The sequence below is a fragment of the Rhodococcus sp. NPDC059234 genome (genome assembly GCF_042754225.1).
Lineage (GTDB): Bacteria > Actinomycetota > Actinomycetes > Mycobacteriales > Mycobacteriaceae > Rhodococcus_G.
On the sequence record NZ_JBHZAH010000024.1, the window covers coordinates 19636 to 45937 of the forward strand.

The window sequence follows — 26302 nt, forward strand, 5'->3', positions numbered from 1 at the left end:
CTCTCGAGATGAAGGGGTGGGGACTGCGGTCACGCGGGCGCGGCCGCGGGCGGTCCCCGTCTCGAGATGGCGAACGCGAGCAGGTCGCGCCGCGCCGCGGCGCGCGACCCGCTCGCCGGACGGGCGGTTGACGCACGCACCGCCGCGGACGGTCCGCGCAGGACGGCCCGCAGCACGCGGGTGATCGGGCCGTACAGGCGTTCGGCCGCGACGATCGCCGCCGCGCAGACGACGGTCGCCGCCGCGTGACCGGCGAGCATCGACAGTCCGCGCGAGGACAGGTCGGTGCCGGCGTGCTGGTGGCCGCCCGCGGTGGCCTGGCTCAGGGCGCTGGACAGGGCGAGATGTCCGACCAGCTGCCCGGCGGCCAGCGCCCCGAGCAGTCCGGCGCGGCCGCCGGCACGACCGGAGCCGAGGCCGGTGGTGAGCCCCCCGACCCCCGCGCAGCCGAGCACGAGCAGGGTCAACGCGGCGGTGCTGGGGTAACCCCCGCCGCCGACACCGTGCCCGGCCACGGCCAGCGCCGCGGTCAGCGCGCCGACCGCGGCGCCGCGCAGCCGCGCAGGCCGACGCGCCGGTGCGGCGGTCGGTGCGGTGCGGGCGGTCGGCATCGGGCGGGGTGGTCCGGGGTCAGCGCACGCCGAGACGGGCCAGGACGTCGGCCTCGATGCCGTCGAGCTCGGCGGAGATGGCCTGGTGAGCGGACTTGCGGCGCGGCGTGGGCATCTGCTCGGCCGCGCGAACCGCGGTGGTCAGTTCGGTGAGCCTCCCCCGGATCGCGGCGGTGAAGCGGGCGGTCTCGGCGTCGTCGAACTGCGCCGAGATGTCGTTGGCGGAGCGTTCCGCCCCGGCGATCCGGGCGCTGAGCTGCGCTCCGTGACCGGTGAAGTTGCCGAGCTCCTCGGGCGCGATGCCCATCTTGGCGGCGCGCTGCTGGTCGAGCTGGCCGCGCACGAGCACCGCGCCGCGGTACGCCAGCGGTGCCAGCACGGGGGTCAGCAGCCGGGCGATGCCGAGGTAGCGGCGGAGCTGGCCGACGCTGAACCCGGTGCGTTCGGCCGCCTTCTCCTGCGCTTTCAGCGTCGCGAGCTGTGCCTTCTCGATCTTCTTGGCGGACTTTTCCTCGCTGCGCATCCGCTTGCGATCGTTGCGGGCGCCGAGCTTCGCCTCCACCTTGGCCTTGTGCTTGAGCGCCTTCGCCTCGGCACGGCGGGTCGCGCGTGTCTTGCGTTTCCTGAACAAACCCATGCGATAGGCCCCTTAAGTCTGGTGCTCGAGCGCCGGCACACTGCCTCGGACAGCCTATCTGCGCCGGTGCCGGGGCCAGCGGGGGAGTCGAGACCGCCGCCACGATGCGGGCTGTCGGTCCGGCGGACCATAATCTCGTCATCGTGAATACATGGCAAGACGGGCGGGACGAGGCGTCGCGGGATCAGACCGGCGTCGCGGGCGGCGATCTGCCCGCGACCCAGGGCACGCGGCGACCGGTGCTCATCGACCCGCGGGCCCTCACCGGCTGCCGGCACCGGGTTCACCTGGACACTGGCAATCCGGCCGCGGTGGCGAACGTCCCCGAGGACATCGGGGTTCAGCAACGTCGCGAGGCGGCCCGTGCCTACCGCGAGGCGACCCGCGAGCGGCTGATGTCGGGTGGCACGCACACCTGGGTGAGCGTCGACCAGGACGCGCCTGCGCGCGAGCGGGCCGACGCGACGATGCGGGCGTGCGCGGACGGCGTCGACCGGATCTGGGGTGCGGTGCTGCCGCTCGAGTTCGACACCGGCCGACGCGCGCGCGCCGAACTGCTGCTCCGGGACGCCGCCCGCGGCGGGTACATCCCGGTGATCGTGGTCAACCACAAGGTCACCGATCCGGGCAGCGGCGCGGTGACGTCCGGGCTCGACGAGTGGGCCCCCGCCACCGACCCGGACCGGAAGGTCCGCGCCCAGCTTCGCGACCAGTTCCGGCTCGCCCAGATCTACCGGATGCTGCAGACGCACGGGTACGCCAGCCCGGCCGCGCTCGGCGGCGCGATCGGGTACGGCGGCGAGTGCATCCTGGTGCACGACCTCGCCGCGATCATGGACCAGTACGACGAGCGGTTCGAGGACCGCCTCGCGGTCGCGCGGGGGGAGCGGGCCACCGCGCCGTCGCAGGTCGGCGAGTGCCGGTCCTGTCCGTGGTGGCCGGAGTGCAGGGCGCTCCTCACCGAGGCGCGGGACGTGAGCCTGGTGGCGACGGGGTCGCGGGCGGAGGTGCTCCGCGGCGTCGGCGTGCGGACCATCGAGGCGCTGGCCGCCTGGGAAGGCCCGGCGCCGGAGGAGTGGCAGGGCAACGGGTTCGAGGACACCGTGGTGCTCGCGAAGGCCTGGCTGGCGGGGGTCCCGCTGGTGCGGCGCCAGCCTGAGGTGACGGTGGTGCGCGCGGACGTCGAGGTCGACGTGGACATGGAGAGCTACCAGGAGCACGGGGCGTACCTGTGGGGCACGCTGCTCACCGAGGCGGGCGTGACGCAGCCGTACCGCCCGTTCGTGACCTGGGACCCGGTGCCCACGCTCGACGAGGCCCGGTCGTTCGCCGAGTTCTGGACCTGGCTCACCGACACCCTCGAGTCCACCCTGGCTGCGGGGAAAACCTTTGCTGCCTACTGCTATTCGCGGTCGGCCGAGGACAAGTGGCTGCTGGACTCCGCGACCCGGTTCGCGGGGATGCCCGGCATCCCCACCGTCGCACAGGTCAAGGCCTTCATCAACGGACCGCACTGGGTGGACATCTACCAGGCCGTCAGCGAGCAGTTCATCTGCCCGAACGGCAAGGGGCTCAAGAAGATCGCGCCGGTGGCGGGGTTCCACTGGCGGGACGCGGAGGCCGGCGGCGAGGCGTCGATGAGCTGGTACCGGGAGGCGGTCGGCTACGACGGGGAGCCGAACCTCGACCAGCGCGAACGGCTGTTCGTCTACAACGAGGACGACGTGCGGGCGACAAAGGTGTTGCGGGAGTGGATGACCGACCGAGCCGAGGTGGAGGTACCGCTCGCTTCGGAGCTCTGAGCGCGCGGCCGGCGACGGAAAGGAGTGCGGCGTGACGACCCAGACCTCGACGTCGCTGCGGTTCGCCCTGCTCCTGACGGTCGCGAGCGGGTTCCTCGACGCCTACACCTACGTCAGTCGGGGTGGCGTGTTCGCGAACGCGCAGACCGGCAACGTGATCCTGATGGGCATCGACCTGTCGGACCGGCACTGGCACGCGGCGCTGGCTCATGTGTGGCCGATCCTCGCGTTCGTGGTGGGTGTCGCGTTCGCGAATCTGCTCAAGAGTTCGCGAGCGGAACGTGTTGTGCGGTACCCGATCCGGTTCGCCGTCGCCGCTCAGATCGTGGTACTGGTGGCGGTCGGCCTCGTGCCGGGGAGCGTGCCGGACGCCCTGGTCACGGTCCCGATCGCCTTCGTGGCCGCGATGCAGATCGGACTCTTCCGCACCGTGGGCACGCTGTCGTACATCGCGATCGCGACGACCGGAAACCTCATGCGGTTCACGGAAGCCGCGTACGCGGGCCTCGTCGACCGGGACCGCGAATCGCTGAGGTCGACCGCGGTCTATGCCGCGATCATCGGCAGCTTCGCCGCCGGTGCGGTGATCGGGGCGGTGTGCACGAGGGTCCTGGGTGGTCCGGCGGCGTGGATTCCGGCCGCGACACTCGGTATTGCGCTGGTGCTCTTCTTCGTCGACGAGCGGTGAGGCGCGGGCGTGCACCCGGCTGGCTGCACGCCCGCGCCCGACTGTTCGTCGCTCAGCGCGGTGCCATGCGGAGGGCGCCGTCCATGCGGATGGTCTCGCCGTTGAGGTAGTCGTGCTCGACGATCATCTGCGCGAGCTGCGCGTACTCGGCGGGCTTGCCCAGGCGGGACGGGAAGGGGACGCCCGCCTCGAGGCCCTTGCGGTACTCGTCGGTGACGCCGGCGAGCATCGGGGTGTCGATGATGCCGGGGGCGATGGTGTTGACCCGGATGCCGTACTGCGCGAGGTCGCGGGCAGCCGGGACGGTCATGCCGTGCACGCCGCCCTTGGAGGCGGAGTACGCGATCTGGCCGATCTGGCCCTCGAAGGCGGCGACGGACGCGGTGTTGATGACGACGCCGCGCTGGCCGGTCTCGTCGACGGCGTCGGTCTTGGCGATCGCGTCGGCGGCCAGGCGCATCACGTTGAAGGTGCCGAGCAGGTTGACGGTGATGACCGTACGGAACAGCTCGAGGTCGTGCGGGCCGTTCTTGGACAGGATGCGGCCGGCCCAGCCGACGCCGGCGCAGTTGACGACGGTGCGCAGCGGCACGCCGGAGCCGACGATCTGGTCGACGGCGGCCTGGACCTCGTCGCCGCTGGTGACGTCGGTCGGGATGAGGGTGATGCCGGCCGGGACGCTGTCACCCGCGCGCTCGATGGACTGGGCGAGGTCGAGCCCGAAGACGGTCGCGCCGGCGTCGGCGAAGCGCTTGGCGGTGGCGGCGCCGAGACCGGAGGCCGCACCGGTGACCAGTGCCGCGGTTCCCTGGAGTTCCACTGTTCGATCCTCTTTTCTGGCGGCCACCGTTGGCCGACCGGTAGTGACCTGAACGATAGCGCCCGGTCGTGAGTCTGGTTAACAACGGTTCACCGAACAGTGTGCCAGCTGTGCTGATCCAGCCGGCGTTAGTCGTTGCGTATAACGGTTGACCTGCGAAGATGCCGATTTTCGATTTCGCTACGGCGGCAGCCGGCCGGCCCTAGTCTGACGCGGTCGGGGGGCGTTCCGTGGGTGTGCTGCCCCGGTCATCACACTTCGAACGAAGGAACTTGAATGTTGCGAAATCTGGTGCGCCGTGGGGCGTCTGTCCTTGTCGCCGGGGCTCTGCTCGGCGGGGGTCTGGCCCTCGGCGGGGGCACGGCGTCGGCCGTGGAACTCCAAAACAGTCTGGACTTCAGTTCTCTTGGTGCGGGGTCGGCCGAGGATGTCCCGCTGTTGCGCGACGTGAACACGGCGTCGGCCGAGGCGACCGGCTCCGTGCTGATCAGCGTTGGAGATCTATTGGACGCCTGGATCGACAACGGCTTGATAGACACTGGCAGCCAGAAGTTCACGTGCACCGCCAATACCTATGATTGCCCGATTTAGGCGAGGAGCTTCCCGCGTTTGTTGCCGCGCACGATCCGCATGAGATCCCCATGGGTCCGTAGTCGCACACAATCGACGGCCAAGCCGCCCGTCCTGGGTTCCCAGGCGGGCGGTGTCGCGTGCTGAGTCACGCCTTCGCGGACGTGCTCGTCGCTATGTGAGGTGAGCTGTCGCCCGATCGTGTTCAACGCCTTGGCCCGTGGAAGGTCGAGGCTCAATTCGGTTACCGGCCTGTCCGATTCGCCGTATGCTGGCGCGCCCGGGGGGCGTTCGAACTGTGGCGCCCTGTCACATTACTTCGAACGAAGGAATCTGCATGTCTCGAAATCTGGTGCGTCGCGCCGCATCCGTCCTCGTCGCCACGGCTCTGCTCGGTGGCGGTCTGGCGCTCGGTGGGGGCACGGCGTCGGCCGCGGAGGCACCCGGCGGCGTGGACGGTCTCGTCAGCGGGTCCGTCGATATCCTGAACGCGGCTAGCAGCGCCCCCGTTGTGATGTTCTTTGGTCTGACGAAGGTTCTCGCCGGCTCGTCGGATTCCGACAGCGTCAGCTGGTTTGGTTGCAACGCCAAGCAGGACGCGGTGTGCCCGATCCATTTCTAGTAGCACCCCAATCGCCCGCGCTTCCGCCCGCCCAGGGTTCCTGGGCGGGCGGTTTCGTGCGCCGAGGACGCAGCTCCGGTTCGGGGCGGCGAGTCGAGTTCGGCGATCCGCAGCTGACGGCGTATAGCGCTTTGACCCGCGAAGTTATCTCTACCGATACCGCGGCGGAACACCGCGCCTCGCCGTACCCTCGGCGAGCACCTGGGCGCGGGCATGGGCTCGGGCTCACGGGAGGGGAAATTGCCAATCGGCTTCGGCCGCAGAGGCTTCCGGTAGCGCGAGTGGCTCCGTCGAGATGTTCGCCAGCCCGCTCGATTGGGTGGCCGTGGGAGTGCTCGCCGCCGGGCAGGCGGTGGGTTCGGTCGACCCCATCACTCTCGGGGGTAATCCCAAACAGGACGAGGACTGTGACTTCCCGAGCCCCTCCGAGATCTTGATCGCCCTGTTGCGCGGGCGCGATCCTCACACCATCCCCTGACAGCGCGTAGCCGTACCCAGTCGACGGCGGCGCCGCCCGACCGGTAGGCCTGGGCGGGCGGCGTCGTGTGTTGATCGGGGGGCCTTCGCGGTCGTGCTCGTCGTGGGCGACGGTGAGGTGTCGCCCGGTCGTGTTTAACCCTTTTGACCTGCGGAAAGTTGATGCCCATTTCGGGGCCCGGCTTGGCCGATTCTTCGTATGCTGGCGCGGTCGGGGGCGTCCGAATGGTGTGGCCGCCCCGTCACTCCACTTCTAGCGAAGGAATCTCCATGTCTCGAAATCTGGTGCGCCGTGGCGCGTCCGTCCTGATCGCGACGGCTCTGCTGGGCGGTGGTCTGGCCCTCGGTGGGGGCACGGCGTCGGCCGAGGCAGCCGCCCCCGGGAGCGTGAGCGGCTCGGTCGGCTCTGAGGAGCTGGGCCCCGCCGACGTCATTTCGATGCTGACGCTGGGTGTGTTGGTTGAGGGCGGCTCCGCCGATCGCGCATACATGTGGACGGGATGTGCGAAGAGCTGCCCTGCGCCCGGAACACCCGTCGGAACCCTGTCATTGTTCGACTGGTTGATGGGGAACCCGCCCGGGACCTCCATAGTTCCCGCTCCCATCTAGCACGGTCCAGCTGGCGGCGGTCGCCGAGTGAGGCGCCGCGACACAGCGCAACTCGCCCGTAGCGCGTCGATCCGTTCGGCCCGGAGGCCGGCCAGTCGAAACAACCGAGCCGGCGCCGCCGGCCCAGCATGGGTCCTGCTATTCCGGTGCGGCCAGGCGCCCCTGACGGGTGTGGCCGTCCCGTCACCCCGCTTCGAACGAAGGAACCTGCATGTTGCGAAATCTGTTGCGCAGTGGCGCTTCCGTCCTTGTCGCCGGGGCTCTGCTCGGTGGCGGTCTGGCGCTCGGTGGGGGCACGGCGTCGGCCGCGGAGGCACCCGACGTCGGGAACGTGCTCGTAAGTGGCTCTGCCGATATCGTGAACAGCGTCTCCAGCGGCATCTTCGCGATGATCTTCGGCCCGCTGGAGTTGGCTGCCACCTCGTCAGACTCCGACAGCGTCGCCAATGGTTGTTCCCCTAAGCAGGGCGTCGGGGACTGCCCATTCGGATAGTCATCCCAATTGCCCGCGCTTCCGCCCGCCCAGGGTTCCTGACCGCCCCCCACACCGAATGCAGTGACGCCGTCGGGGTTTCGTGTGCCGTCCGTCGAGCCTTCGCGGTCATGCCCATCGGCATGGGGAGCTGTCACCCGTTGGTGTTCAACGCTTTTGAGCCGTGGAAAGTCGAATTTCCGTTCGGCCGTCGGCCTGACCGATTCGTCCTATGCTGACGCGGGCGGGGGGCGTTCGCACTGTGGCGCCCTGTCACATCACTTCGAACGAGGGAATCTGCATGTTGCGAAATCTGGTGCGCGGTGGCGCCTCCGTCCTTGTCGCGGGGGCTCTGCTGGGCGGTGGTCTGGCCCTCGGCGGGGGCAGCGCGTCGGCCGCGGAAGCCCCGAGCGGTGCGGTCGGCTCCGTCGAGGACGTTGCATTCAACGCCCTGATCTTCGGGGGCATCGGCGCCGGGTCGATCGACAAGAAAGACATCTGGCTCGGCTGTGTCCCCGAGTCCTGTCCGGCCCAACGGCCCACAAGCAAGGAGATCTTCATGCAGTGGCTGCAGAAGCACGGCTCGGGCGCGGGTTCGTCTTCCTGACGTCGGGTCGGTCGTCCTTCATGAACTGATCGCCGATCACGCGTTCGACCCACCGCCCGTCCAGGGATCTCTGGACGGGCGGTGTCACAAGCAGGTAGTGGAGTCCCTGTGGCGTCTGCGGATCGGCTGGCTCGTCGACTGATGCCACTCCCCAGGTTCCCGTTCAACTCTTGGATCTGCAGTGATGATCTCCAGACTTGGGCCGCGCGCGTGGCCTGCCGTCCCTATGCCGGCGCGGGCGGGGGGCGTTTCGAATTGTGTTGCCCTGTCATATCACTTCGAACGAGGGAATCTGCATGTTGCGAAATCTGGTGCGCGGTGGCGCCTCCGTCCTTGTCGCGGGGGCTTTGCTCGGTAGCAGTCTGGCTCTCGGTGGGGGCACGGCGTCGGCCGCCGAGGCCTCCGGTAGCGCGAGTGGCTCCGTCGAGATGTTCGGCAGCCCGCTCGATTGGGCGGCCGTGGGAGTGCTCGCCGCCGGGCAGGCGGTCGGCTCGGTCGACCCCATCACTTTCGGGTGCAATGCCAAACAGGGCGCGGACTGTGACTTCCCGAGCCCCTCCGAGATCTTGATCGCCCTGTTGCAGGGGCGCGATCCTCACACCATCCCCTGACAGCCCGTAGCCGTACCCAGTCGACGGTGGCGCCGCCCGACCAGTAGTTCTGGGCGGGTGGTGTCGTGTGTTGATCGTCGAGTCTTCGCGGTCATGCTCGTCGTGGTAGACGGTAAGGGTTGCCCGGTCGTGTTTAACCCTTTGACCTGCGGAAAGTCCATTCCCATTTCGGCGCATGGCTTGGCCGATTCCTCCTATGCTGGCCCGGTCGGGGGCGTCCGAAAGGTGTGACCGCCTCGTCACTCCACTTCTAACGAAGGAATCTTCATGTCTCGAAATCTGCTGCGCCGTGGCGCATCCGTCCTGATCGCGACGGCTCTGCTCGGTGGCGGTCTGGCCCTCGGTGGGGGCACGGCGTCGGCCGAGGAAGCACCCGGCGGCGCGAGCGGTTCCGTCCAGACTTTCGGTTGTAACGCGGTACAAAGCAACGTACCCTGCAATGTCCAAATCGCTAACCAGATGGTGAAAGCCCTGCTTCGGGGCCTCGGGTCCTGACGAGAACCTCGTCATTCCGCTGGAGCACCCAGTCGACCGCGATGCCGCCCGCTCAGGACTCTTGGGCGGGCGGTTTCGTGTGCTGGTCTTCGGGCCGCCGCTGTCGTGTTCGGTGTCGTCCACGCACGTTGGCCCGGGTTCCCGTTTAACGCTTTGACCTGCGGAAATTCGATGCCCATTTCGGGGCCCGGCTTGGCCGATTCCTCCTATGCTGGCGCGGTCGGGGGGCGTTCCATTGGCTGTGGCGCCCAGTCATCACGCGTCGAAATGGAGAAACATCTTGTCCAACAAAATGATACGTCGCGGTGCATCGATCCTCGCCGCCGCGGCGGTCGTCGCCTGTGGGCTCACGGTTGGGGCGGGCACCGCGAGTGCGTCGTGCCAGGCGAAGGGTGACCTGTCGCGAATCAACTCGATCACCGAACCGCTCGATGTCGAGTCGATTGGCCGGTACTGCCCAGGGGCAGTTCAGTCTGCGCGCGGATCGGTCGAGAATGTCGACGTGGGGCGGGTGGTCAAGATGGAGGTGTCGCCGGGTGACGTGGTGCCCTATACCAGCAGCTTCGTCCTGGGTGGAGATCCGGACAGGAGTCTGACGAAGGTCGTCGATCATGCGCCGACCGGTTTCGTGATGACGCGCGTCGAAGTCGTTCTGGACGAGTGGATTGACCGTGTGAACCAGAGGACACCGATCGAGGTGGGCCACGTCGTTCAGGATTCGTCCACCGGTGCCGTCACGATCACCCCCGGGGGCGGGGGGTGGCCGATACCTCACAGCAATGACACCACCTTCCCGAGCATCAAGGTCACTGTCTTCTACCGAGTTCCCTTGAATGTCAAGGACGGTGACTTCCTTCCCTCCGGCGTCATGTTCGAGGCGACCGGGCTGACCGGCACTCAGGGATGGTCGCCGATGGACGGGGCGTCGACCAAGGTCTTCAACCAGCCCGCGGATGTCTTCGGTAGTTCCGGTTCCTGATCAACCCCGGGGGTGGTCGCTGCCGGGTGTCCGGTGGCGGCCACCGTTCCGATCACAAGTCGAGGTGCAGAAACAGCTTGTCCAACAACGGGATGCGCCGCGGCGCATCGATCCTCGCCGCCGCCGCGGTCGCCGCCGGCGGGCTCACGATCGGTGCGGGCACCGCGAGTGCGTAATGCAGTTGCAGCGGCGGCCTGTCCCAACTCGAGTCGATCGCGAAATCCCCTTGCCTGAATGTCAGTCACTGGTGGGTGAACGCAACGAGTGCGGACTTCACCGTCGCACAGGGTGGCCCGAAGACGGTCGCCACCAACGAGGACGCGAAGTGCTACGCCCACCATCCAGAACTCGGTGACCCGAATCGGTGCCCCACGAAGTTTGCCCACCATCCCCCGCGGGCTTCGAGCTGAAGAACGTGAACGGCTATACGTACAGGTACGTACCGGCTACGAACCGCAACGAATTCGTCCCGGTCGAGCTCACGCCCGAGGTCGATCCCGGCAGCGGGGTGGTCACACTCCGGCCCTCGTCCGGGCAACCGCTCGGTGTTGCGGACCAGCTGAATGCGGACCTCACCTACCAGGTCCACGGGGTTCTCGACATCGGCATCAGCGGCATCACGTTCGAGGCGACCGGTGTCCCGGAAACGCGGGACTGGCTGGCGACGGGGACGACGACGGTGACGCCGATCCAGGACCCGTTCGGCAGCGCCAGCGGCAGCACCGGCTCCTGACCAACCGGTGGTTGTCGCCGCCCGGGACGGCCGTGACCACCACCGCGCTCGCACGTAGCGGTGTTCTGTCCGATCGGGAGATGTCGGCACGGTCCCCGTCGGCGGGGGCCGCAGCGACGCTGTCACGCGCAGTCGATGCACCGTCGCGCGGCGGGGAGGGCCTCCAAGCGTTCCGGGCCGATAGGGCGCCCGCACTTCTCGCAGACGCCATAGGCGCCCGCGTCGAGGCGGCGTTCTGCGGCATCGAGTTCGTCGAGGTCTCGTCGGGCCTCGGCGAGCAGTGACGCCGCCTGGGCTCGTTCGAACGCGACGGTCGCGCCCTCGGGGTCGTGTTCGTCGTCGTCGGTGGTCAGGTGAGACCCCTCGATGATGTCGGCGAGCTTGGCGGTGAGGAAGTCAATGCGGTGCGTGGCCTCGGCCCGCTCGGCGGCGATCCGCTGACGCGGCGAGGCGGTGCCCGATTCAGGAAGCGTCATGCACGGTTCAACATGAAACCGCGCGGTTCCGATACCCGAATCGAGGCTGTGATGCCGGCGGACCGCACCCGCGGGCGTTTAACGCTTTGAACTGCGCAAACTCTGTACTCGATTCTGCGATGCCGCGCCGCTTCCCGCCCTATTCTTGGCGAGCGTTTGGGGCGGGCATGGGGTCGGCTCCATAGAGGGGGGTGTTGCCAATGGTCGGACAACGGGTGCGCAAGGGCGGCGCGGTGCTCGCTGCGCTGGCCATCGTCGCGGCCGGTGCGGTGACGGGTGTGGGAAGTGCCGGCGCGGCGGGGATGGGAAGTTCCGGCGCAGCGTGTGCGACCTGCACCCAGGACAGCTTCCGCGACTACCAGTACCGCGGCGACATCCTGGTGGACTATCGCGGGCCCGGCTCGGTCGTCGTGGGCCAGCAGGTCGCGTTCACGGCCGAGTTCGTGGCTCGGCACTTCGGCCCGGGCCCGATGCCGGACGTGAAGGTCGCCACGGTCACGCACCGGGCACCGGAGGGATTCGAGTTCACGGGGGCGGAGGTGACCGCCTACGACTGGACTCCCGGCAAGTACCCGATGACCCCGTTGGACGCGTCTGTCACCGTCGACCCGGTCACGGGTTACCTCACGCTCACCGCGCCGGAGGGCGGCTGGGCAATCCCGGGAATCGCGGACGCCACCGAGCCCGGTACCACCCGAACGGGCAGCGTGATCGTGAAACTCCGGTACAGCGCCACCAAGTCGGTGAGCGACGGCGTCAGCAACCTCACCTTCACCGGTACCGATGTCCCGGCCTCGGACGGCTGGGTCACGACGGGGACCACGCGGGTCGACGCGGGCCCGCAGGGTCTCGGGGGGTTCGGCAGCTCGGGTAGCTGAGCACGATCCTCGCCCTGCCTGCCAGTCGCCGAGGGGGGTCCGTCAACGGGCGGGACTGACCCGCCGCCACGAACTGTTTCCCGGTGCCCCACCTCGCGCCCGTGCTGCTTTCCGCCGCGGACCGATCAGGGCTGTGGGCTCGGCAATCCGAAAGGAAGACTCTCAATGGACGGAAGACTTGTGCGCCGGGGTGGGGCGGTGCTCGCGGCACTCGCCATCGTCACCGGTGGTGCACTGGCGGGTGCGGGAGGCGCGGGCGCCTCGTCGACGGGAAGCGCGGCCGGAGCGTCGTGGTTGCCGGACGAGTTGCTGCAGAACCTGCTGCCGCCCTGCGAGGACTACAGCGGGCAGTTCCCCGATCAACGCCCCTGCTACCGCAACACCTTCGCGACTTCGGGGACGCTCGGCAACTACTTCGGCGTGTACAGCGGTGTCAAGGAGGCCGGTGCGGGCGCCAGGACCACCTTCTACGCGACGGTCGGTGCGAACGAGGCCGCATTCCGGGTTGCCGACCCGGAGGCGAACGTGGACGTCACCAGCGTCACCCACCACGCGCCGAAGGGCTTCACCTTCGTCGGGGTCAAGGTCACCGGCCGGACACCCCAGCCGATCACACCCTGGCCCGCTGTGACCTTCGACTCGACCGCCGTGGTGGATCCCGTCACCGGCGACGTCACCGTCACGGCGCCGGAGGGCGGCTGGCCGATCCGGCCGGGCTGGAACGGGGGCAGGTTCGCGACCGGTTCCGTGTCCCTCGCCCTCGAGTACACGGCGCCCGACGAGGCCCTCGACGGCGCCAGCGGATTCACCTTCACCGGAACCGGCGTGCCGGCGTCGCAGGGATGGGTGGCGACCGGGAACACCCGCGTCCTCCCCGCGTCCTGGGGCCTCGGGACCAGCGGAAGTTCCGGTTCCTGACCACGCCCGTGACGACCACGCGACGGGTGTGCAACCTCGATGAACGGAGAAGACACGAATGCGAACACGCTCGAACAACCGGATCCGGCGGAGTGCCGCCCTGCTCGCCGCCGTCGCCATCGGCGGGCTGACGATGGGCGCAGGCACAGCCGCGGCCGACGCGGGATCGGCCGACTACCTGCCCGCCTTCGCGGGACTCGTCCCGGGACTGGCGGCGGGCTCGGTGGGTGCGGAGCTGCCGACCTGTGACAGTGCGTACGGCATCGCAGTCCGGGAGTTCTCGGGGGTGACGGCGAAGCGGTACGCCAAGATGAGGGCGTTCCCCGGTGAAGTCGTCCAGTCGACGATCAGCATCGAATCGGTCGCCGACTCCGAAACGGTCGAACGGGTCACCGCGTACCTCCCGGCGGGGTCGAAGTTCCTGTCCGTGAACGCCGGGTGGATCGAAGCGGGCACCCCGTGGGTGATCCCCGGACCCGAGCCCGTGACGTCCGTCGACAAGACGACCGGGGCGGTGACCTTTACCGGGAGCTGGCCGGTCCACAGCCGGTTCATCGTCCAGTACAGCCTGCCCCTGACGGCGAAGGCCGGCTCGGTGCTCGACGGTGGCTTCGGGGTCACCGTCACGGGTCTCGCACCCCAGGACTGGCCGGTGCTCGACGGCAACGACACCACTGTGGTCGCTCCGTGCAAGTACGACTCGGACGAGCAGTACCCCATGCCCGGTGGTGGTGGCTCGTAGCCCGGCGGCTCCTGCCGGTCGAGGGGTTCGCGAGACTCCTCGACCGGATCCGGTCTCGGAGGGGCTGATCGACGCGGAACGGGGTTCGCCGAGTGGGGTGGCTTCCGTCGATCTCGTCTCGTTCAACGCTGTGACCTGCCGTGTGCGGTCTTCCCGTCACACCTCGAACGTAAGGAATCTGCATGTTTCGAACTCTGGCGAGCCGTGGCGCGTCCGTCCTCGTCGCGACGGCTCTGCTCGGTGGCGGTCTGGCCCTCGGTGGGGGCACGGCGTCGGCCGACCAGGAAACTCGGGGTGACTTCGCGGGCTCCGTCCAGGATTCCGCCAAGGACCCCGTTGGCACCGTCGAGCAGCTCGTCTTCGGCGCCCTACTCGTCGGGGGATTTCAGAGCGGGTCGATCGACGCCGAGGACCTCTCCTTCGTCGGCTGTATGCCGCCGAACTGCCCTTCCCCGATACCCACTTACAAGGAGGTCTTCCTGGACTGGTTGCGGAGTGGCGCCGGTTCCAGCTAGTGGGGTGCGGGTCGGATGGGGTGCCGGAGGTTCCGGTGGCTGTGCCCACCGGGACCTCCGACATCGCTCCAGATCTCGTTCCGTTCGGCCGCTGTTTACAGCGCCTGATCTCCGAGGGATGCCGAGTCCGCCTCGGCGGGTAGGGCGGCGGCCCGCCGGGACCGTACGTAGTGGACGACACCCGCGACGATCGCGACCGCCAGGATCAACCCGCCCGCGATGGGTGCGGCGACGCTGCCCGGGAACAGGCCCTCGAGCAGCAGCATCACGCCGAACACCAGGAACAGGGTCGCGGCGGCGAGCTGGATGAACCGTTCGGGCAGGTGCCTGCCGAGCACCGCGCCGACCACGATCGCGAGGGCGTCGGCCGCGACCATGCCGATCGTCGAGCCGATCCACACCCCGACCCAGTCGTTGTCCGCGGCGAGGGTGATGGTCGCGAGCATCGTCTTGTCGCCGAGCTCGGCGAGGAAGAACGCCGAGGCCACCGCCAGGAACGCGGAGGTGCCGACGCGGGCGGCCTTGTTCTCCTCGTCCTCGCTGAGGCTGTCGCCCCGCAGGGTCCACAGTGCGAAGACCAGGAACGCGACCCCGCCGACGATGCTGATGACGCTCGCGGGGATCGCGACACCCAGGTAGTGGCCGACGCCGACCGACACCAGGTGCACGACGGTGGTGGCCACGGTGATGCCGCCGATCACGACCCACCACTTGTAGCGGAGCGCGAAGGTCATGGCCATCAGCTGGGACTTGTCGCCGAGCTCGGCGACGAAGATGACGCCGAAGCTCAGCAGTAGGGCGGCAAACACGTGGATCCTCCGTTCGTCGATTCGGAGGATGTCGGGGAACCTTCCTCCGGCCCCCGACGCGGGTGCGTCGACGGCCGAAGGTCTCGCCCACCGGGGTCGATCGTCACGATCGACATCGCCGGTTCGCGCAGCCGGGCCCGACCGCGGTGTGCGGTTCGGGCCAGTATGTCGACTGCGCGATTGGGGGCTACTCCCCTTCGCTGTGCGCAAGGTTACCCCTGAATCTGCGAGATAGCAAAGCGCACAACAAGTTTGGCGAACCGAACTTTGTTCTTGCGGCACCGCTCAGGCGGTGAGCAGCATCGCCAAAATCGCGGTGTCGGGATCGCAGGCTGGGTCGAGGCGAACCCGGCTGACCATAGAGGTCACCGTCCCGTCGGCCTCCGCCTCTACCCAGGCGGCCCGGTGGTCGAGCCCCAGGTAGGGCAGTCCGGGCAGCAGGACGCAGCCGGACGCGGCCCCGGTGCACTCCGGCAGCGAGGGCACCGTCTCGGACGGCGGATGCAGCACCAGCAGGGCGGGCGGCTGATGGTCGGCGAAACACCCTGGGGTGACGGCAGATTCGCCGATGATCGGACCTTCCGCGAGCACCAGTCCCACGGTGTCCGGCGGGGGATCGTCGGGAAGTTCCTCGTGTGCGCCGAAAACTGTTGAGGTGGAGAGCAATCCGGGAAGTGAGGCCACCCGGACGGCGAGCACGAGCAGCTGGGTCCACTCCCTGGTGGTGTCCGGCCACCGGCCGGAGATGACGAATCCCCGCAACGCGCCCGAGGCGTGGAAGGGCGAGACCCCGATGTATCCGTTCCTGTCCATGTCCGCCCCCGCCCGTGGAGGTATCCGGTGCGTTCCGCCCCGGATACCTCCAGGATGCGCCGAACAGCGCTGGCAGACAACCCGGGTCGAGTGCCGACGCCGGTCAGTGCCCTGGTGCCGGGACGTCCACCCGCAGCCGCACGATCGCGCCGGACTGCTCGTCGAGCGCGTCCTCGACGATCCACGAACCCGAGGTGCACACGAACAGGTCGCGACCGTCCGCCCCGCCGAGCGCGACGGCGTACGGGTTCGCGACCGCAAGCCGGTCGGTGACCGTCCCCTCGGCGTTCAGCCTGATCAGCTCGCCGCCCAGCGGGGAGGCGACCCAGATGCCGTCCTCGGCGTCGATCGTCAGGCCGTCGGGGGCCACGCCGTCCTCGAACTCGGCGAACGCGCGACGCTGCTCGAGGCTGCCGTCCGGTTCGATGGTGAAGGCGGTCAGCCGGCCGGGCGTGGCGCGGGTCTCGGCCACCACGAGGGTGGACCCGTCCGCGGTCACCACCATCCCGTTCGCGAACAGCATGTCCGTCGCCACGGCGTGCACGGTCCCGTCCGGCTCGACCATCGCCAGGTCAGCGGGCTGCGGGGGTGCCGGGGGCGTGCTGTCGTCGCCGTAATTGCCGACGTACGCCCGCCCGCGGCGGTCCACGCACATGTCGTTGAGCAGGGAGGTCGCGATCCCGGACAGGTCGGCGTGCACGGCCAGCGACCCGTCGGGCTCGCGGCGCAGCACGGTGCGGTCCTGCACAGAGGCGATCAGCAGCCGGCCGTCGGGCAGGAAGCCGAGCCCGCAGGGCATGCCCGGCACCTCGACGACGGTGTTCACCGCCCCGCCGATCGGCTCGAGGGCCAGCACCGCTCCCGCGTACACATCGGAGAACCACAGGTGGTCGGCGTGCCAGCGCGCGCCCTCCGGGAAGGCGAGTCCGTCGACGAGCGTGTCCACGGTCATGGTCACGCCTCCAACGATACGACCGTTCCGGGAAATGACCCAGTGCCGAGCGCCCCGCGATCATGCCCGGAAACGACTCCGCCGCGCCCGGAGGCCGGGCGCGGCGGAGTGGGTCGGACTGTGCGTGATTTTCACCCCGTCGGGGTGCGAACCGCGCACGGGCGGCGGAGCCGCGTTAGACGATCAGACCGGCGGTCTGGGTGCGGGCCTTGTCGAAGCGTGCCGCGACGTCCGGCCAGTTCACGATGTTCCAGAAGGCGTTGACGTAGTCGCCCTTGACGTTCTGGTAGTCGAGGTAGAAGGCGTGCTCCCACATGTCGAGCATGAGCAGGGGGGTCAGGCCGATGGAGATGTTGCCCTGCTGGTCGTAGAGCTGGACGATGATCAGCCGCTGGCCGATGGAGTCCCAGGCGAGGATGGACCAGCCGGAGCCCTGGATGGCGTTGGCGTTCGCCGAGAAGTGGCTGCGGAAGGCGTCGAAGCTGCCGAACTGGTCGTCGATCGCGGCGGCGAGCTCGCCCTCGGGGTTGCCGCCACCGTTCGGGCTCAGGTTGTTCCAGAACACGCTGTGGTTGGTGTGGCCGCCGAGGTGGAAGGCCAGGTTCTTCTCGTGCAGGTTGACCACGGGGGCCAGGGCGTCGGAGGCGCGCAGCTCGGCGAGCTTGTCGAGGGCGGCGTTGGCGCCGGCGACGTAGGCGGCGTGGTGCTTGTCGTGGTGCAGCTCCATGATCTTGCCGGAGATGTGCGGCTCGAGGGCTGCGTAGTCGTAGGGCAGTTCAGGCAGCGAGTAGACAGACACGAGGGTCCCTTCTTTACGGGCGGGAGTGCGCCCGGCGTGTACCTTGATTGATCCTTCTCGGGCTATAACCCAATCTCATTGGTACACCGTCCGCAAGAGATGTAAGCAGGCGGGCGCACGCGCAACAGCGCCGCCGGTTCGTTTCCAGGGCGCCCCGCGAATGACGGGAATTCGTCCGACCGGTGAACGAAACCTTAATATTGCGGCGTGCCCGACCTCCGACACGACTCCGCGAAGACGGCCGCACCGGCGTCGCGGATGGAGTTCGGCGGAGCCAATCTGCTGCGGGCGCTCGCCGTCCTCGCGGTCCTCTACTCGCACATCTCGCTGTACTTCATCGACGACCTGCACACCGGGTGGTGGCTGATCGACGGTGTCTACCAGGTGTTCGTCGTCGGCGCCGGGCTCAACCAGCACCTGTCGTTCCTCGGTGTCGCGGTCTTCATGATGCTGACCGGGCTCATGCTCACCGCCTCGGCCGTGCGGCACACGCCCGGCCGCTTCCTGTTCAACCGGATCGGCCGGCTGCTGCCCGCGCTGTGGGTGGCCATCGCGCTGGCGATCGTGCTGGTCAAGCTCGGGGTCAACGGCATGTTCGGCCCGCAGCAGGGCATCACCAACGCCCAGTCGGCACTGAGTTTCGTGCTCGGCGGCTTCTTCCTCACCCCCGAGGTCGCGGTGCTGGGGGTGACCTGGACCCTGGTGGTGCAGGTGGTGTTCTACCTGTACTGCGTCTCGGCCCGCCCGTTGCTGCGCACCACGCCGATCGCCGTGCCGATCGCAGGCGCGGCGCTGTGCGCGGCGATCCTGCTCTACAACCGCTTCGTCCCGATGCCGTTCTCGGTTCCGATGCTCAGCAAGGTCGCCGCGACGCTGCCGGCGGTGTTCCTCGGACAGATCATCTATCTCGGGTGGGCTCGCCTCGCCGATTGGCGCTGGGTGGTGGTGGCCGGCATCGCCCAGGCGGAGGTGGTGCGCCTGGCGACCGACGTCCGCGCCTACTGGGCCGGGGACCGCTACATGTGGACGATGGTGGTGGTCGCCGGTGCGGTTCTGCTGCTGGCCCGCTACGACGGCCCGGTGTCCGGGTGGCCGCTCGTGCGCTGGCTGGCGACCCGCAGCTACGCCATCTACCTGCTGCACACGCTGATCCTGTACCGGACGTACGAGTTGACCGTCGGCTACGTCGGCAAGACCGCCGCGATCGGAGTGTTCCTCGCCGTCACCGCGGTGGCCGCGGAACTGCTCTACCGGGCGGTGGAGGTCCCGGCCGGACGGTGGATCTCGGCGAGGTCCGCGCGGATGGGCAGGTCGGCCGCCGACCGCGAGGCAGCGGTCGAGGTCACCGGCCGCGCGTAGCATCGGGGCATGTCCTGGTACGACGAGATCCTCGGCCGCGCATCCGCGAAGTCCACCCTGATCGACGCCGAACAGGCCCTGCCCGGGCGCGCCGGGGCCATGCCGGTGCCCCCGGCCCACTACGTCAACGGACACCCGCTGACCCCGCCCTTCCCCGACGGCATGCAGACCGCCGTGGTCGGGATGGGCTGCTTCTGGGGTGCGGAGAAGGAGTACTGGCAGCTCCCCGGCGTGTACAGCACCGCGGTGGGCTACGCCGGCGGCTTCACGCCGAACCCCACCTACGAGGAGGTGTGCTCGGGTCGCACCGGGCACACCGAGGTCGTGCTGGTGGTGTTCGATCCGAAGGTGATCCCCTACGCCGGTGTGCTGCAACAGTTCTGGGAGAACCATGACCCGACGCAGGGCATGCGGCAGGGCAACGACCAGGGCACGCAGTACCGTTCGGCGATCTACACCACCGACGACGCGCAGGTCGCCACCGCCCGGTCCACCGCCGAGGCCTTCGGCGCGCGACTGACCGAGGCCGGGTACGGCGCCGTCACCACCGAGATCGCCCCGCTAGGCACCTTCTACTACGCCGAGGACTACCACCAGCAGTACCTGGCCAAGAACCCCGGCGGATACTGCCCGGTGCACGCGACCGGGGTCAGCTGTCCGGTCGGTCTCCTCCCGCAAGACGAGGTGCCCGCGCAGACGGACGTGCTGCCGCCCCAGTGACGCTGCCGCCGTCCGGGCTGTGACGGTGGCCGCAGGGGCTTGATCTCGACCCCCGCGCGGACGAACCTGGGGGTGGAGGACCTGCGTCGGGTGAGGGGCGAATGCGGATGTGGCGAGAGATGCACGGGCACACGGCACTGCTGCGGCGGTCGCTGCGACCGCGTGCCGATCCGCTGCTGCGGCGGTCGGACCGTGTCGAGGCACTGCTGGTCGTGGGTCTGCTGGTCCTCGCGATCGTGCTGATCCCGGTCGCGGTGTGGCTCGGCGGCCGGTCCGGCGAGAGCCAACGCGATCTGGCCCGGGCCCAGGCCCGTGAGTACAGCATGGTCACCGCGACCACCGTCGGCGCGGCGGCGAGCGCGTCCGCCCCGACCGACTACGTGGCGGTACCCGTCGAGACCGCGCCCGCGACCTGGTCGTGGGGCCACGAGAGCCGGCGCGGCGACGTCCGCGTGGACCGGGACGCGCCCGCGGGCACCCAGGTGCAGATCTGGGTGGACGCGCACGGCGACAAGGCCGCGGCGCCGATCACCGCCTCCGCCGCCGCGACGTCCGCGGTGGTCGTCGGCCTGTTCGCCTGGACGTCGGCGATGATGGCGGCCGCGGCCGTGGTCGCCTCGGCGCGGGCACTGCTGAATCGCAGGCGCGACGGGCAGTGGTCGCGGGAGCTGGCCGAGTTCCTGGGCACCGCGCCCGCGAGGTAGGTCGAGGGCCCCCCGCGACCACCCCCGCGGTCAGCTCAGTTGTGGCATGACCTCCGAGGCCACCAGTTCCAGGTGGTCGAGGTCGTCGAGGTCGAGGGTCTGAAGGTAGATCCGGGTCGTCCCGAGTTCGCTGTAGCGGCCGATCTTGTCGACCAGTTCGGCGGGGGAGCCGGCGGCGCCGTTGGCACGCAGCTCGTCCACCTCGCGACCGATCCGCCCTGCGCGGGAGGCGATCTCGGCCTCGGTGCGGCCGCAGCACAGCACCAGGGCGTTCGAGTAGATCAGCTCGGCGGGGTCACGATCGATCGCCAGGCAGGCGGCGCGCACCCGGTCGAACTGCACCGCGGTGTCCTCGGGCGAGGCGAACGGAAGGTTGAACTCGTCGGCGTAGCGGGCCGTCAGCTCCGGGGTCCGCCGCTTGCCCATGCCGCCCATCACGATCGGCGGCCCCGCGTGCTGGTGCGGCTTGGGCAGCGCCGGGGAGTCCACCACCCGGTGGTGGGCGCCGTCGTAGGAGAAGCTCTCGCCGACGGGCGTCTTCCACATCCCGGTGATCACCGCGAGGGACTCCTCGAGCCGGTCGAATCGTTCCTTGACCGAAGGGAAGGGGATGCCGTAGGCGAGGTGCTCCTCCTCGTACCAGCCGGCGCCGAGGCCGAACTCGACGCGGCCGCCGCTCATGGCGTCGACCTGGGCGACCGCAATGGCCAGTGGGCCGGGGTAGCGGAATGTCGCGGAGGTCACCAGGGTGCCGAGCCGGATCGTCGACGTCTCGCGGGCGAGGCCGGCGAGGGTGATCCAGGCGTCGGTGGGCCCGGGCAGGCCCGCGGTGTTCATCGCGAGGTAGTGGTCGGAGCGGAAGAACGCCCCGTACCCGAGCTGTTCGGCGGACTGTGCGACGCGCAGCAGCTGGTCGTAGGTCGCGCCCTGCTGCGGTTCGGTGAAGATTCTCAGCTCCATGACCGCCAATGGTGCCCTATCGGCGAGCTCACAGCAGTGGACGTAGCGTTGTGCACTATCTGTGGACAACGTTGTGGATACTGTGGATAACTCGGTGAACAACTTGTGGTCCACGTCACAAGTGCTGGGATTCGTCCGGCCCTGGCCTGTGGATAACCCCCGGACCGAGTTTCCCCAGCCTGTGGAATGCGGGTTGGGGATCGCCGACCGGCGACCGGTGACGGGTCGGCGGCGAACGTGACAGTATCGAGGCGTGAGCTTCGGTGACGTGCCGTCGGTGCCGGTCGGGGACGTACCCGCCGACCTGGACGGGTCGGTGATTCTGCTGGACATCCGTGAGGACGACGAGTGGGACCTCGGGCATGCGCCCGGGGCCCGGCACGTCCCGATGGTCGACGTGCCGGCCCGGCTCGACGAGATCGACATCGACGCCCAGGTGTACGTGATCTGCCGGTCCGGTGGACGGTCGGTCACCGTCGTCGAGTACCTGAACCGGATCGGCTTCGAGGCGGTGATGGTCAGCGGCGGCATGGTGGCCTGGCAACAGTCGGGCCTGCCGCTGACCGCCGCTCCCGGCGTGACGGCGAAGATCTACTAGATGGCGGCCGTGCAGATGTGTGCCCGGTGCGGCGCGAGTTGGCCGGTGCGCACCGCGCCCGGCCAATGGTGCCCCGGCTGCCACGGGGTGCTGCTGTCCCCGACCGACCCGTCCCGGCCCGAACCACGGTCGCGCCGGAACTTCCGCTGGGTCGCCCGTCGGCCCGGCGGGCGGATCGTGTCGGCCGGGCGCGGCGCCCCCGGCCCGTCGCCCACGCCGTCCTACCGGGAGATGCCGCGCTGGGGGCTGCTCGACCCACCGCCGGAGGCGGACGGTGAACCGGCGAGCAGCAGGACCGAACGGCTCGCCGAACTCGCGCCCACCCTGCTCGTGGCGACGGCGGTGCTGTTCGCGGTCGGTGCCCTTGCCGAACTGATCCGGTACGCGCTGCTGGTGCGCAACCGCACCAGCCTCATCTCGCCGACCGTGCTCGCCGTCTCGGACGCGCTGGTCTCCACGGCCGGGGTGATGGCCCCGGTCGTCGCGGTCTGCGCCGCCGCGGCGTCCGCGTCCTGGCTGGTCGGGGCGCGCGCGGCGGCGTTCGCGCGCACCGGGCGAACCGACCCCCGTCGGCCCGCCGAGTTGATCCTCGGCTGCCTCGTCCCGGTGGTGAACCTGGTGCTGCCGGGTTTGTACCTCGCGGAACTGGGCGAGTCGGATGCCAAGACGCGCAACCTGATTCGGTTGTGGTGGGCGACGTGGGTGGTCGGTGGCGCGCTGTTGGTGCTGAACCTGGCGCTGCGTTCGCACGACTCGCTGCAGGCGCGTGCCAACGCGGTGCTGATCGCCGCGCTGACCGATCTGGTCGCGGCGACCGTAGCCGGGCTGACCCTGGCGGTGATGCGCCGCGTCGACGGTCTCGGACTCGCCGGTCGTCCGCGGGAGCTGACCAGGTGGGTGGTCGCGCCGTGAGCCCCGACCGTCGCGGACCGCTGGTCGTCGCGCACCGCGGCGCGTCCGCCGCGCTGCCGGAGCACACCCTCGCGGCGTACGAGCTGGCCCTCGAGCAGGGCGCCGACGGGCTCGAGTGCGACGTCCGGCTCACCAGGGACGGGCACCTGGTGTGCGTGCACGACCGCACCGTGGACCGCACGTCCTCCGGGTCCGGGGTGGTCAGCGAGATGACGCTGCAGCACCTGAGCGAGCTCGACTTCGGCGGCAACGGCGAGCCGGTGCTCACCCTCGCCGAGCTGATCACGCTGGTGCTCGGCTTCACCGCCCGCCCGACGAAGCTGTTCATCGAGACCAAGCACCCGGTGCGCTACGGCGGGCTGGTCGAGAGCAAGGTGCTCGCCGAGCTGGCGCGTTTCGGGCTGTCCGCGCCCGCCTCGGCCGACCACTCGCGCGCGGTCGTCATGTCGTTCTCGGCGACCGCGGTGTGGCGGATCCGGCGGTCGGCGCCGCTGCTGCCGACGGTGCTGCTCGGCGAGTCGTCGCGGTACCTCGGCGGCGGCGCGGCGACGACGGTCGGAGCCACGGCGGTCGGGCCGTCGATCAAGACGCTGCGCGAGCACCCCGAGGTGGTGGATCGGGCGGCGGCGTCCGGTCGGGCCACCTACTGCTGGACGGTCGACGATCGCGCGGACGTGGAGCTGTGCCGCGACCTCGGGGTGGGCTGGATCGCCACCAATCACCCGGGCCGGACCAAGGAATGGCTCGCCGTCTAGTCGGTGCGTGTAGGTTTTCCGGTCGTGGGTAAGAGCAAAAGAAACAGTGGTCCCAAGCCCGGAAGCAACCGCGCGGCCAAGCTCGCCGAGCGGCGTGCCGCCCAGGACACCGCGGCGGCGACCGTGCTGCCCCGGCCGTTCGAGGGCCTCGCGGCCGAGTGCGACATCGTCGCGCTGCGCGAGTTCGTCCCGTCCGCGACGGCGCCGCTGCCGCTGACCGGCGCCGGCGACCGTCCGGTGGTCGCCGCCACCGTGCTGCCCGGCGCGGTCGCGGCGCTGGTCCGTGCCGAGACCGACGCGGCCACCGGCTTCGTCGGCCTGCAGGTGCAGGCCCCGTCGACGGACCTGTCCGCCGACCTCGCCGCCGCCGTGAACTGGGCCGTCTCCGCCGAGCCCGGGCAGTCGCTGACGGCCGCCGAGGCCGCCGACGGCGCCCGGCTCGTCGACGTGATCGACGCGTCCGCGCAGCTCGAGATCACCGTGCACCAGGACTTCAACTGGTGGATCCCGGAGGGCGTCACGCCCGCGCCGGAGGTCGCCGCGACGGTCGAGCAGGCCAACTCGGTGATCATGCCGTCCGCGCGACTCGACGCGGAGGGCGTCGTCGCGGCCTGGTGGGTGGACGCCGGCGAGAAGGCGCACCTGCGCTGGGTGCGTCCCGAGGACGAGGACGAGCTGATGCTCGCGCTGGCCCGCGTGCACGCGGCCGGCGGTCTGCACCTGGGGGAGGGGTCGCGCTACGCGGGCTCGTTCCGCACCCACGGCCTGCTGGTGCCGGTGTTCGACCTCGACCCCGAGAAGCACGCCCAGGAGTGGGCGGCCGCGACCGCCGAGCTCGGCGAGCGTCTGGTCCAGGCCCTCGCGGTCGACGCGCCGCTGACCTCCGACGAGCGGCGCAGCCGCGACGGACTGCGCGGACGCCAGGTCACCCTCCGCTGACCGTGGCTCCGCAGCCTGTGAGTGATTTTCACCCCAACCGGGGTGAAAATCACTCACAGCGCGTCAAAGTGCTTCGCCGGTAACGCGATCCGCGATGCGGTCCCTCGCGCCTGGCGTCGGCATCGCCAATGCCGACCCCACGCGCCAAGGAAGTCAGGACCCGGCGGACGAGCCGAACGGCAGGTTCGTCGGGCGCCGCCACGGCCCCCGGATCGCGAGCGTCAGTCCCGGCGTCTGGATGTTCGCGAACAGCGTCTTCCCGTCGGCGCTGAACGCGGGACCGCAGAACTCGCTGTCGTTCAGTTCGTTTCGGGCGATCGGGAACGGATCGCCCTTGTCCGCCACCCCGATGAGGTGGCTGATTCCCTCGCCGTCCTCGGCGAGGATCACGCCACCGTGCGGCGAGACGGTGATGTTGTCGGGACCGTCGTAGTTACCGGTGTCGGCGGCCGGGTCCGGGTTCACGCCGAAGAGGGTCTTCAGCTCGGCGGTTTCGGTAGCCGGATCGTAGAACCACACCTGACCGTCGTGTTCGGCGACGCTGCCGTCGCTGGTCCGGGCGAAGCTGGCGACGAAGTAGACGCCGCCGTCGCCCCACCACTGCCCCTCGAGCTTGCGACTGCGGGTCACCTGGTCGTTCGTGAACTGCTTGCGCACCGACTTGGATTTCGCGTCGCGGTCGGGGACGTCGACCCACTGCACGGTGTATCGGATGCCCGGCTCCTTGGCCTGCGCCAGGTCCGGCACGTGGACACCGCCCGAGAAGCACTTCATCGCCTGGAGGGTGCCGGCGGTGTCCCCGCCAGGCGACTGGGCGAGCGCGTGCAACGCACCCGGACCCCCACGGAAGCCCGTCGGCGGTGTCCAGCGGTAGTACAGGCCGTTGGGGCTGCCCGCGTCCTCGGTGAGGTAGATGGCGTTCGACCTCGGGTCGACCGCGACCGCCTCGTGCGGGTACCGGCCGAGGAACTTCAGCGGAATCGGGCTCTTCCCGGTGTTCGCGGCCTGGCTCGCCGGGTCGACCTCGAAGACGTAGCCGTGGTCGCGGGTGAAGCCGTTCGACCCGGCGCGGACCTCGGTTTCCTCGCAGGTGAGCCAGGTGCCCCAGGGGGTGACGCCGCCCGCGCAGTTGTTCACCGTGCCTGCCACGCTGACGTATTGGCCCTGGCGGTCCCCGTTCGGGCCGATCGTGGTCGTGGTGGTGCCGCCGCGCGCACCGGGATCGTAGGTGAGCCCGTCGACCACCGGGACGCCGAAGGGTTCGTTGCTGCCGACCTCGTGGTTGGTGACGAGCGTGGACCCGTTGCGGTTCGCGAACACGCCGATCGCGTCGGGATCGCTCGGGACCGGGGATCCGTCGTCGAGCTTGGTCTCGCCGGAACGGGAGACGACCGTGTAGGAGAATCCGGCGGGCAGCGAGAGGATCTTGTCGGGGTCGGGAACGAGCGGACCGTAACCGATCGCCTGGCCGGGGGCCGCGTACGCGAGCGCGGGCCGGAACAGGGTGTCGACGCTGCCCGCGAGCCCGATCCCGAGCCCGGTGAGGGCAGTGCGCCCAAGGAAAGTGCGGCGATTGAGCGGTGATGAAGTCACGCGCGATACCTCCATGTGGTGGTCAGGGATGCGAGGACCGTAGGTCCGTGACGACACCGACAGATGGCCGCGGGATGGCCTGTCGATGAATCGGGAAGTAACTCCCGATTCATCCGAATTGTGCTCG

The 26302-nt window shown here is 69.6% G+C and carries 30 protein-coding genes; 20 read left to right on the top strand and 10 right to left on the bottom strand.

Features of this window, described 5'->3' with window-relative positions; genetic code table 11:
- Positions 1 to 29 precede the first annotated feature (29 nt).
- Both ACFXGJ_RS07935 and ACFXGJ_RS07940 read right to left on the bottom strand, forming a co-directional pair.
- Positions 30 to 611 carry a hypothetical protein gene (locus ACFXGJ_RS07935; RefSeq protein WP_378617803.1) on the bottom strand — a complete coding sequence of 194 codons (582 nt, stop codon included), beginning with the start codon at positions 609 to 611 and terminating at the stop codon, positions 30 to 32.
- A 19-nt stretch (positions 612 to 630) separates the two neighbouring features.
- Positions 631 to 1248, bottom strand: a complete 618-nt coding sequence (locus ACFXGJ_RS07940) for a DUF6474 family protein (protein ID WP_378617804.1) — start codon at positions 1246 to 1248, stop codon at positions 631 to 633.
- A gap of 239 nt (positions 1249 to 1487) precedes the next feature.
- On the opposite strand from ACFXGJ_RS07940, the gene ACFXGJ_RS07945 reads away from it, so the two are divergent.
- Both ACFXGJ_RS07945 and ACFXGJ_RS07950 read left to right on the top strand, forming a co-directional pair.
- Positions 1488 to 3050, top strand: coding sequence for a TM0106 family RecB-like putative nuclease (locus ACFXGJ_RS07945; protein WP_378617838.1), 1563 nt, complete (start codon positions 1488 to 1490; stop codon positions 3048 to 3050).
- Positions 3051 to 3081: 31 nt separating this feature from the next.
- On the top strand, positions 3082 to 3738 hold the full coding sequence (locus ACFXGJ_RS07950) for a YoaK family protein (RefSeq protein WP_378617805.1): 657 nt from the start codon (positions 3082 to 3084) through the stop codon (positions 3736 to 3738).
- 52 nt (positions 3739 to 3790) lie between these two features.
- Here ACFXGJ_RS07950 and ACFXGJ_RS07955 read toward each other — a convergent pair whose 3' ends face one another.
- Positions 3791 to 4558 (bottom strand): SDR family NAD(P)-dependent oxidoreductase, encoded by a 768-nt coding sequence (locus ACFXGJ_RS07955; protein WP_378617806.1) that lies wholly within the window; start codon positions 4556 to 4558, stop codon positions 3791 to 3793.
- Between the two features lie 276 nt (positions 4559 to 4834).
- Here ACFXGJ_RS07955 and ACFXGJ_RS07960 point away from each other — a divergent pair, with 276 nt between their 5' ends.
- The 7 genes from ACFXGJ_RS07960 to ACFXGJ_RS07990 all read left to right on the top strand — a co-directional run bounded on the left by ACFXGJ_RS07960 (position 4835) and on the right by ACFXGJ_RS07990 (position 10733).
- Positions 4835 to 5149, top strand: a complete 315-nt coding sequence (locus ACFXGJ_RS07960) for a hypothetical protein (RefSeq protein WP_378617807.1) — start codon at positions 4835 to 4837, stop codon at positions 5147 to 5149.
- A gap of 316 nt (positions 5150 to 5465) precedes the next feature.
- Positions 5466 to 5750, top strand: coding sequence for a hypothetical protein (locus ACFXGJ_RS07965; RefSeq protein ID WP_378617808.1), 285 nt, complete (start codon positions 5466 to 5468; stop codon positions 5748 to 5750).
- A 1297-nt stretch (positions 5751 to 7047) separates the two neighbouring features.
- Positions 7048 to 7329: a hypothetical protein gene (locus tag ACFXGJ_RS07970; RefSeq protein WP_378617809.1), complete on the top strand. Its 282-nt coding sequence runs from the start codon at positions 7048 to 7050 to the stop codon at positions 7327 to 7329.
- A gap of 280 nt (positions 7330 to 7609) precedes the next feature.
- On the top strand, positions 7610 to 7915 hold the full coding sequence (locus ACFXGJ_RS07975) for a hypothetical protein (protein WP_378617810.1): 306 nt from the start codon (positions 7610 to 7612) through the stop codon (positions 7913 to 7915).
- A gap of 296 nt (positions 7916 to 8211) precedes the next feature.
- Positions 8212 to 8526, top strand: coding sequence for a hypothetical protein (locus ACFXGJ_RS07980; RefSeq protein ID WP_378617811.1), 315 nt, complete (start codon positions 8212 to 8214; stop codon positions 8524 to 8526).
- Positions 8527 to 9229: 703 nt separating this feature from the next.
- A complete protein-coding gene (locus ACFXGJ_RS07985; RefSeq protein ID WP_378617812.1) occupies positions 9230 to 10000 on the top strand; it encodes a hypothetical protein in 771 nt (256 codons plus the stop codon).
- A gap of 415 nt (positions 10001 to 10415) precedes the next feature.
- A complete protein-coding gene (locus ACFXGJ_RS07990; protein ID WP_378617813.1) occupies positions 10416 to 10733 on the top strand; it encodes a hypothetical protein in 318 nt (105 codons plus the stop codon).
- 122 nt (positions 10734 to 10855) lie between these two features.
- On the opposite strand, the gene ACFXGJ_RS07995 is transcribed toward ACFXGJ_RS07990, so the two are convergent.
- Positions 10856 to 11209: a TraR/DksA family transcriptional regulator gene (locus tag ACFXGJ_RS07995; protein ID WP_378617814.1), complete on the bottom strand. Its 354-nt coding sequence runs from the start codon at positions 11207 to 11209 to the stop codon at positions 10856 to 10858.
- 200 nt (positions 11210 to 11409) lie between these two features.
- On the opposite strand from ACFXGJ_RS07995, the gene ACFXGJ_RS08000 reads away from it, so the two are divergent.
- From ACFXGJ_RS08000 to ACFXGJ_RS08015, 4 genes are all read left to right on the top strand, one after another.
- The gene (locus ACFXGJ_RS08000) at positions 11410 to 12087 is read left to right on the top strand and encodes a hypothetical protein (RefSeq protein WP_378617815.1); all 678 of its coding nucleotides are present in this window, start codon (positions 11410 to 11412) and stop codon (positions 12085 to 12087) included.
- Positions 12088 to 12252: 165 nt separating this feature from the next.
- On the top strand, positions 12253 to 13005 hold the full coding sequence (locus ACFXGJ_RS08005) for a hypothetical protein (protein WP_378617816.1): 753 nt from the start codon (positions 12253 to 12255) through the stop codon (positions 13003 to 13005).
- 58 nt (positions 13006 to 13063) lie between these two features.
- Positions 13064 to 13747 (top strand): hypothetical protein, encoded by a 684-nt coding sequence (locus tag ACFXGJ_RS08010; protein ID WP_378617817.1) that lies wholly within the window; start codon positions 13064 to 13066, stop codon positions 13745 to 13747.
- A gap of 182 nt (positions 13748 to 13929) precedes the next feature.
- A complete protein-coding gene (locus ACFXGJ_RS08015; RefSeq protein WP_378617818.1) occupies positions 13930 to 14262 on the top strand; it encodes a hypothetical protein in 333 nt (110 codons plus the stop codon).
- A gap of 95 nt (positions 14263 to 14357) precedes the next feature.
- Here ACFXGJ_RS08015 and ACFXGJ_RS08020 read toward each other — a convergent pair whose 3' ends face one another.
- The 4 genes from ACFXGJ_RS08020 to ACFXGJ_RS08035 form a co-directional block, all read right to left on the bottom strand.
- Positions 14358 to 15071: a TMEM165/GDT1 family protein gene (locus ACFXGJ_RS08020; RefSeq protein WP_378617819.1), complete on the bottom strand. Its 714-nt coding sequence runs from the start codon at positions 15069 to 15071 to the stop codon at positions 14358 to 14360.
- A gap of 285 nt (positions 15072 to 15356) precedes the next feature.
- On the bottom strand, positions 15357 to 15884 hold the full coding sequence (locus tag ACFXGJ_RS08025) for a peptidase (protein WP_378617820.1): 528 nt from the start codon (positions 15882 to 15884) through the stop codon (positions 15357 to 15359).
- A gap of 103 nt (positions 15885 to 15987) precedes the next feature.
- The gene (locus ACFXGJ_RS08030) at positions 15988 to 16836 is read right to left on the bottom strand and encodes an SMP-30/gluconolactonase/LRE family protein (RefSeq protein WP_378617839.1); all 849 of its coding nucleotides are present in this window, start codon (positions 16834 to 16836) and stop codon (positions 15988 to 15990) included.
- 175 nt (positions 16837 to 17011) lie between these two features.
- Positions 17012 to 17635, bottom strand: a complete 624-nt coding sequence (locus ACFXGJ_RS08035) for a superoxide dismutase (protein WP_378616155.1) — start codon at positions 17633 to 17635, stop codon at positions 17012 to 17014.
- 258 nt (positions 17636 to 17893) lie between these two features.
- Between ACFXGJ_RS08035 and ACFXGJ_RS08040 the strand changes: the two genes are divergently transcribed.
- From ACFXGJ_RS08040 to ACFXGJ_RS08050, 3 genes are all read left to right on the top strand, one after another.
- On the top strand, positions 17894 to 18994 hold the full coding sequence (locus tag ACFXGJ_RS08040; RefSeq protein ID WP_378617840.1) for an acyltransferase family protein: 1101 nt from the start codon (positions 17894 to 17896) through the stop codon (positions 18992 to 18994).
- Positions 18995 to 19003: 9 nt separating this feature from the next.
- Positions 19004 to 19714: a peptide-methionine (S)-S-oxide reductase MsrA gene (msrA, locus tag ACFXGJ_RS08045; RefSeq protein ID WP_378617821.1), complete on the top strand. Its 711-nt coding sequence runs from the start codon at positions 19004 to 19006 to the stop codon at positions 19712 to 19714.
- 119 nt (positions 19715 to 19833) lie between these two features.
- Complete coding sequence (locus ACFXGJ_RS08050; RefSeq protein ID WP_378617822.1) at positions 19834 to 20418, top strand: hypothetical protein; 585 nt, start codon at positions 19834 to 19836, stop codon at positions 20416 to 20418.
- Positions 20419 to 20448: 30 nt separating this feature from the next.
- Here ACFXGJ_RS08050 and ACFXGJ_RS08055 read toward each other — a convergent pair whose 3' ends face one another.
- Complete coding sequence (locus ACFXGJ_RS08055) at positions 20449 to 21378, bottom strand: LLM class F420-dependent oxidoreductase (RefSeq protein ID WP_378617823.1); 930 nt, start codon at positions 21376 to 21378, stop codon at positions 20449 to 20451.
- Positions 21379 to 21631: 253 nt separating this feature from the next.
- Between ACFXGJ_RS08055 and ACFXGJ_RS08060 the strand changes: the two genes are divergently transcribed.
- Genes ACFXGJ_RS08060 through ACFXGJ_RS08075 form a run of 4 tightly spaced genes read left to right on the top strand, consistent with a single transcriptional unit; the run spans position 21632 to position 24582 of the window.
- Positions 21632 to 21976 carry a rhodanese-like domain-containing protein gene (locus ACFXGJ_RS08060; RefSeq protein ID WP_378617824.1) on the top strand — a complete coding sequence of 115 codons (345 nt, stop codon included), beginning with the start codon at positions 21632 to 21634 and terminating at the stop codon, positions 21974 to 21976.
- A complete protein-coding gene (locus ACFXGJ_RS08065) occupies positions 21977 to 22888 on the top strand; it encodes a DUF4328 domain-containing protein (protein ID WP_378617825.1) in 912 nt (303 codons plus the stop codon).
- Positions 22885 to 23643 (top strand): glycerophosphodiester phosphodiesterase, encoded by a 759-nt coding sequence (locus tag ACFXGJ_RS08070; protein ID WP_378617826.1) that lies wholly within the window; start codon positions 22885 to 22887, stop codon positions 23641 to 23643. Before ACFXGJ_RS08065 ends, ACFXGJ_RS08070 begins: the two co-directional genes overlap by 4 nt.
- A 24-nt stretch (positions 23644 to 23667) precedes the next feature.
- Complete coding sequence (locus ACFXGJ_RS08075) at positions 23668 to 24582, top strand: DUF5926 family protein (protein ID WP_378617827.1); 915 nt, start codon at positions 23668 to 23670, stop codon at positions 24580 to 24582.
- A gap of 153 nt (positions 24583 to 24735) precedes the next feature.
- Here ACFXGJ_RS08075 and ACFXGJ_RS08080 read toward each other — a convergent pair whose 3' ends face one another.
- Positions 24736 to 26175, bottom strand: coding sequence for an alkaline phosphatase PhoX (locus ACFXGJ_RS08080; protein WP_378617828.1), 1440 nt, complete (start codon positions 26173 to 26175; stop codon positions 24736 to 24738).
- Between the last annotated feature and the right edge of the window lie 127 nt (positions 26176 to 26302).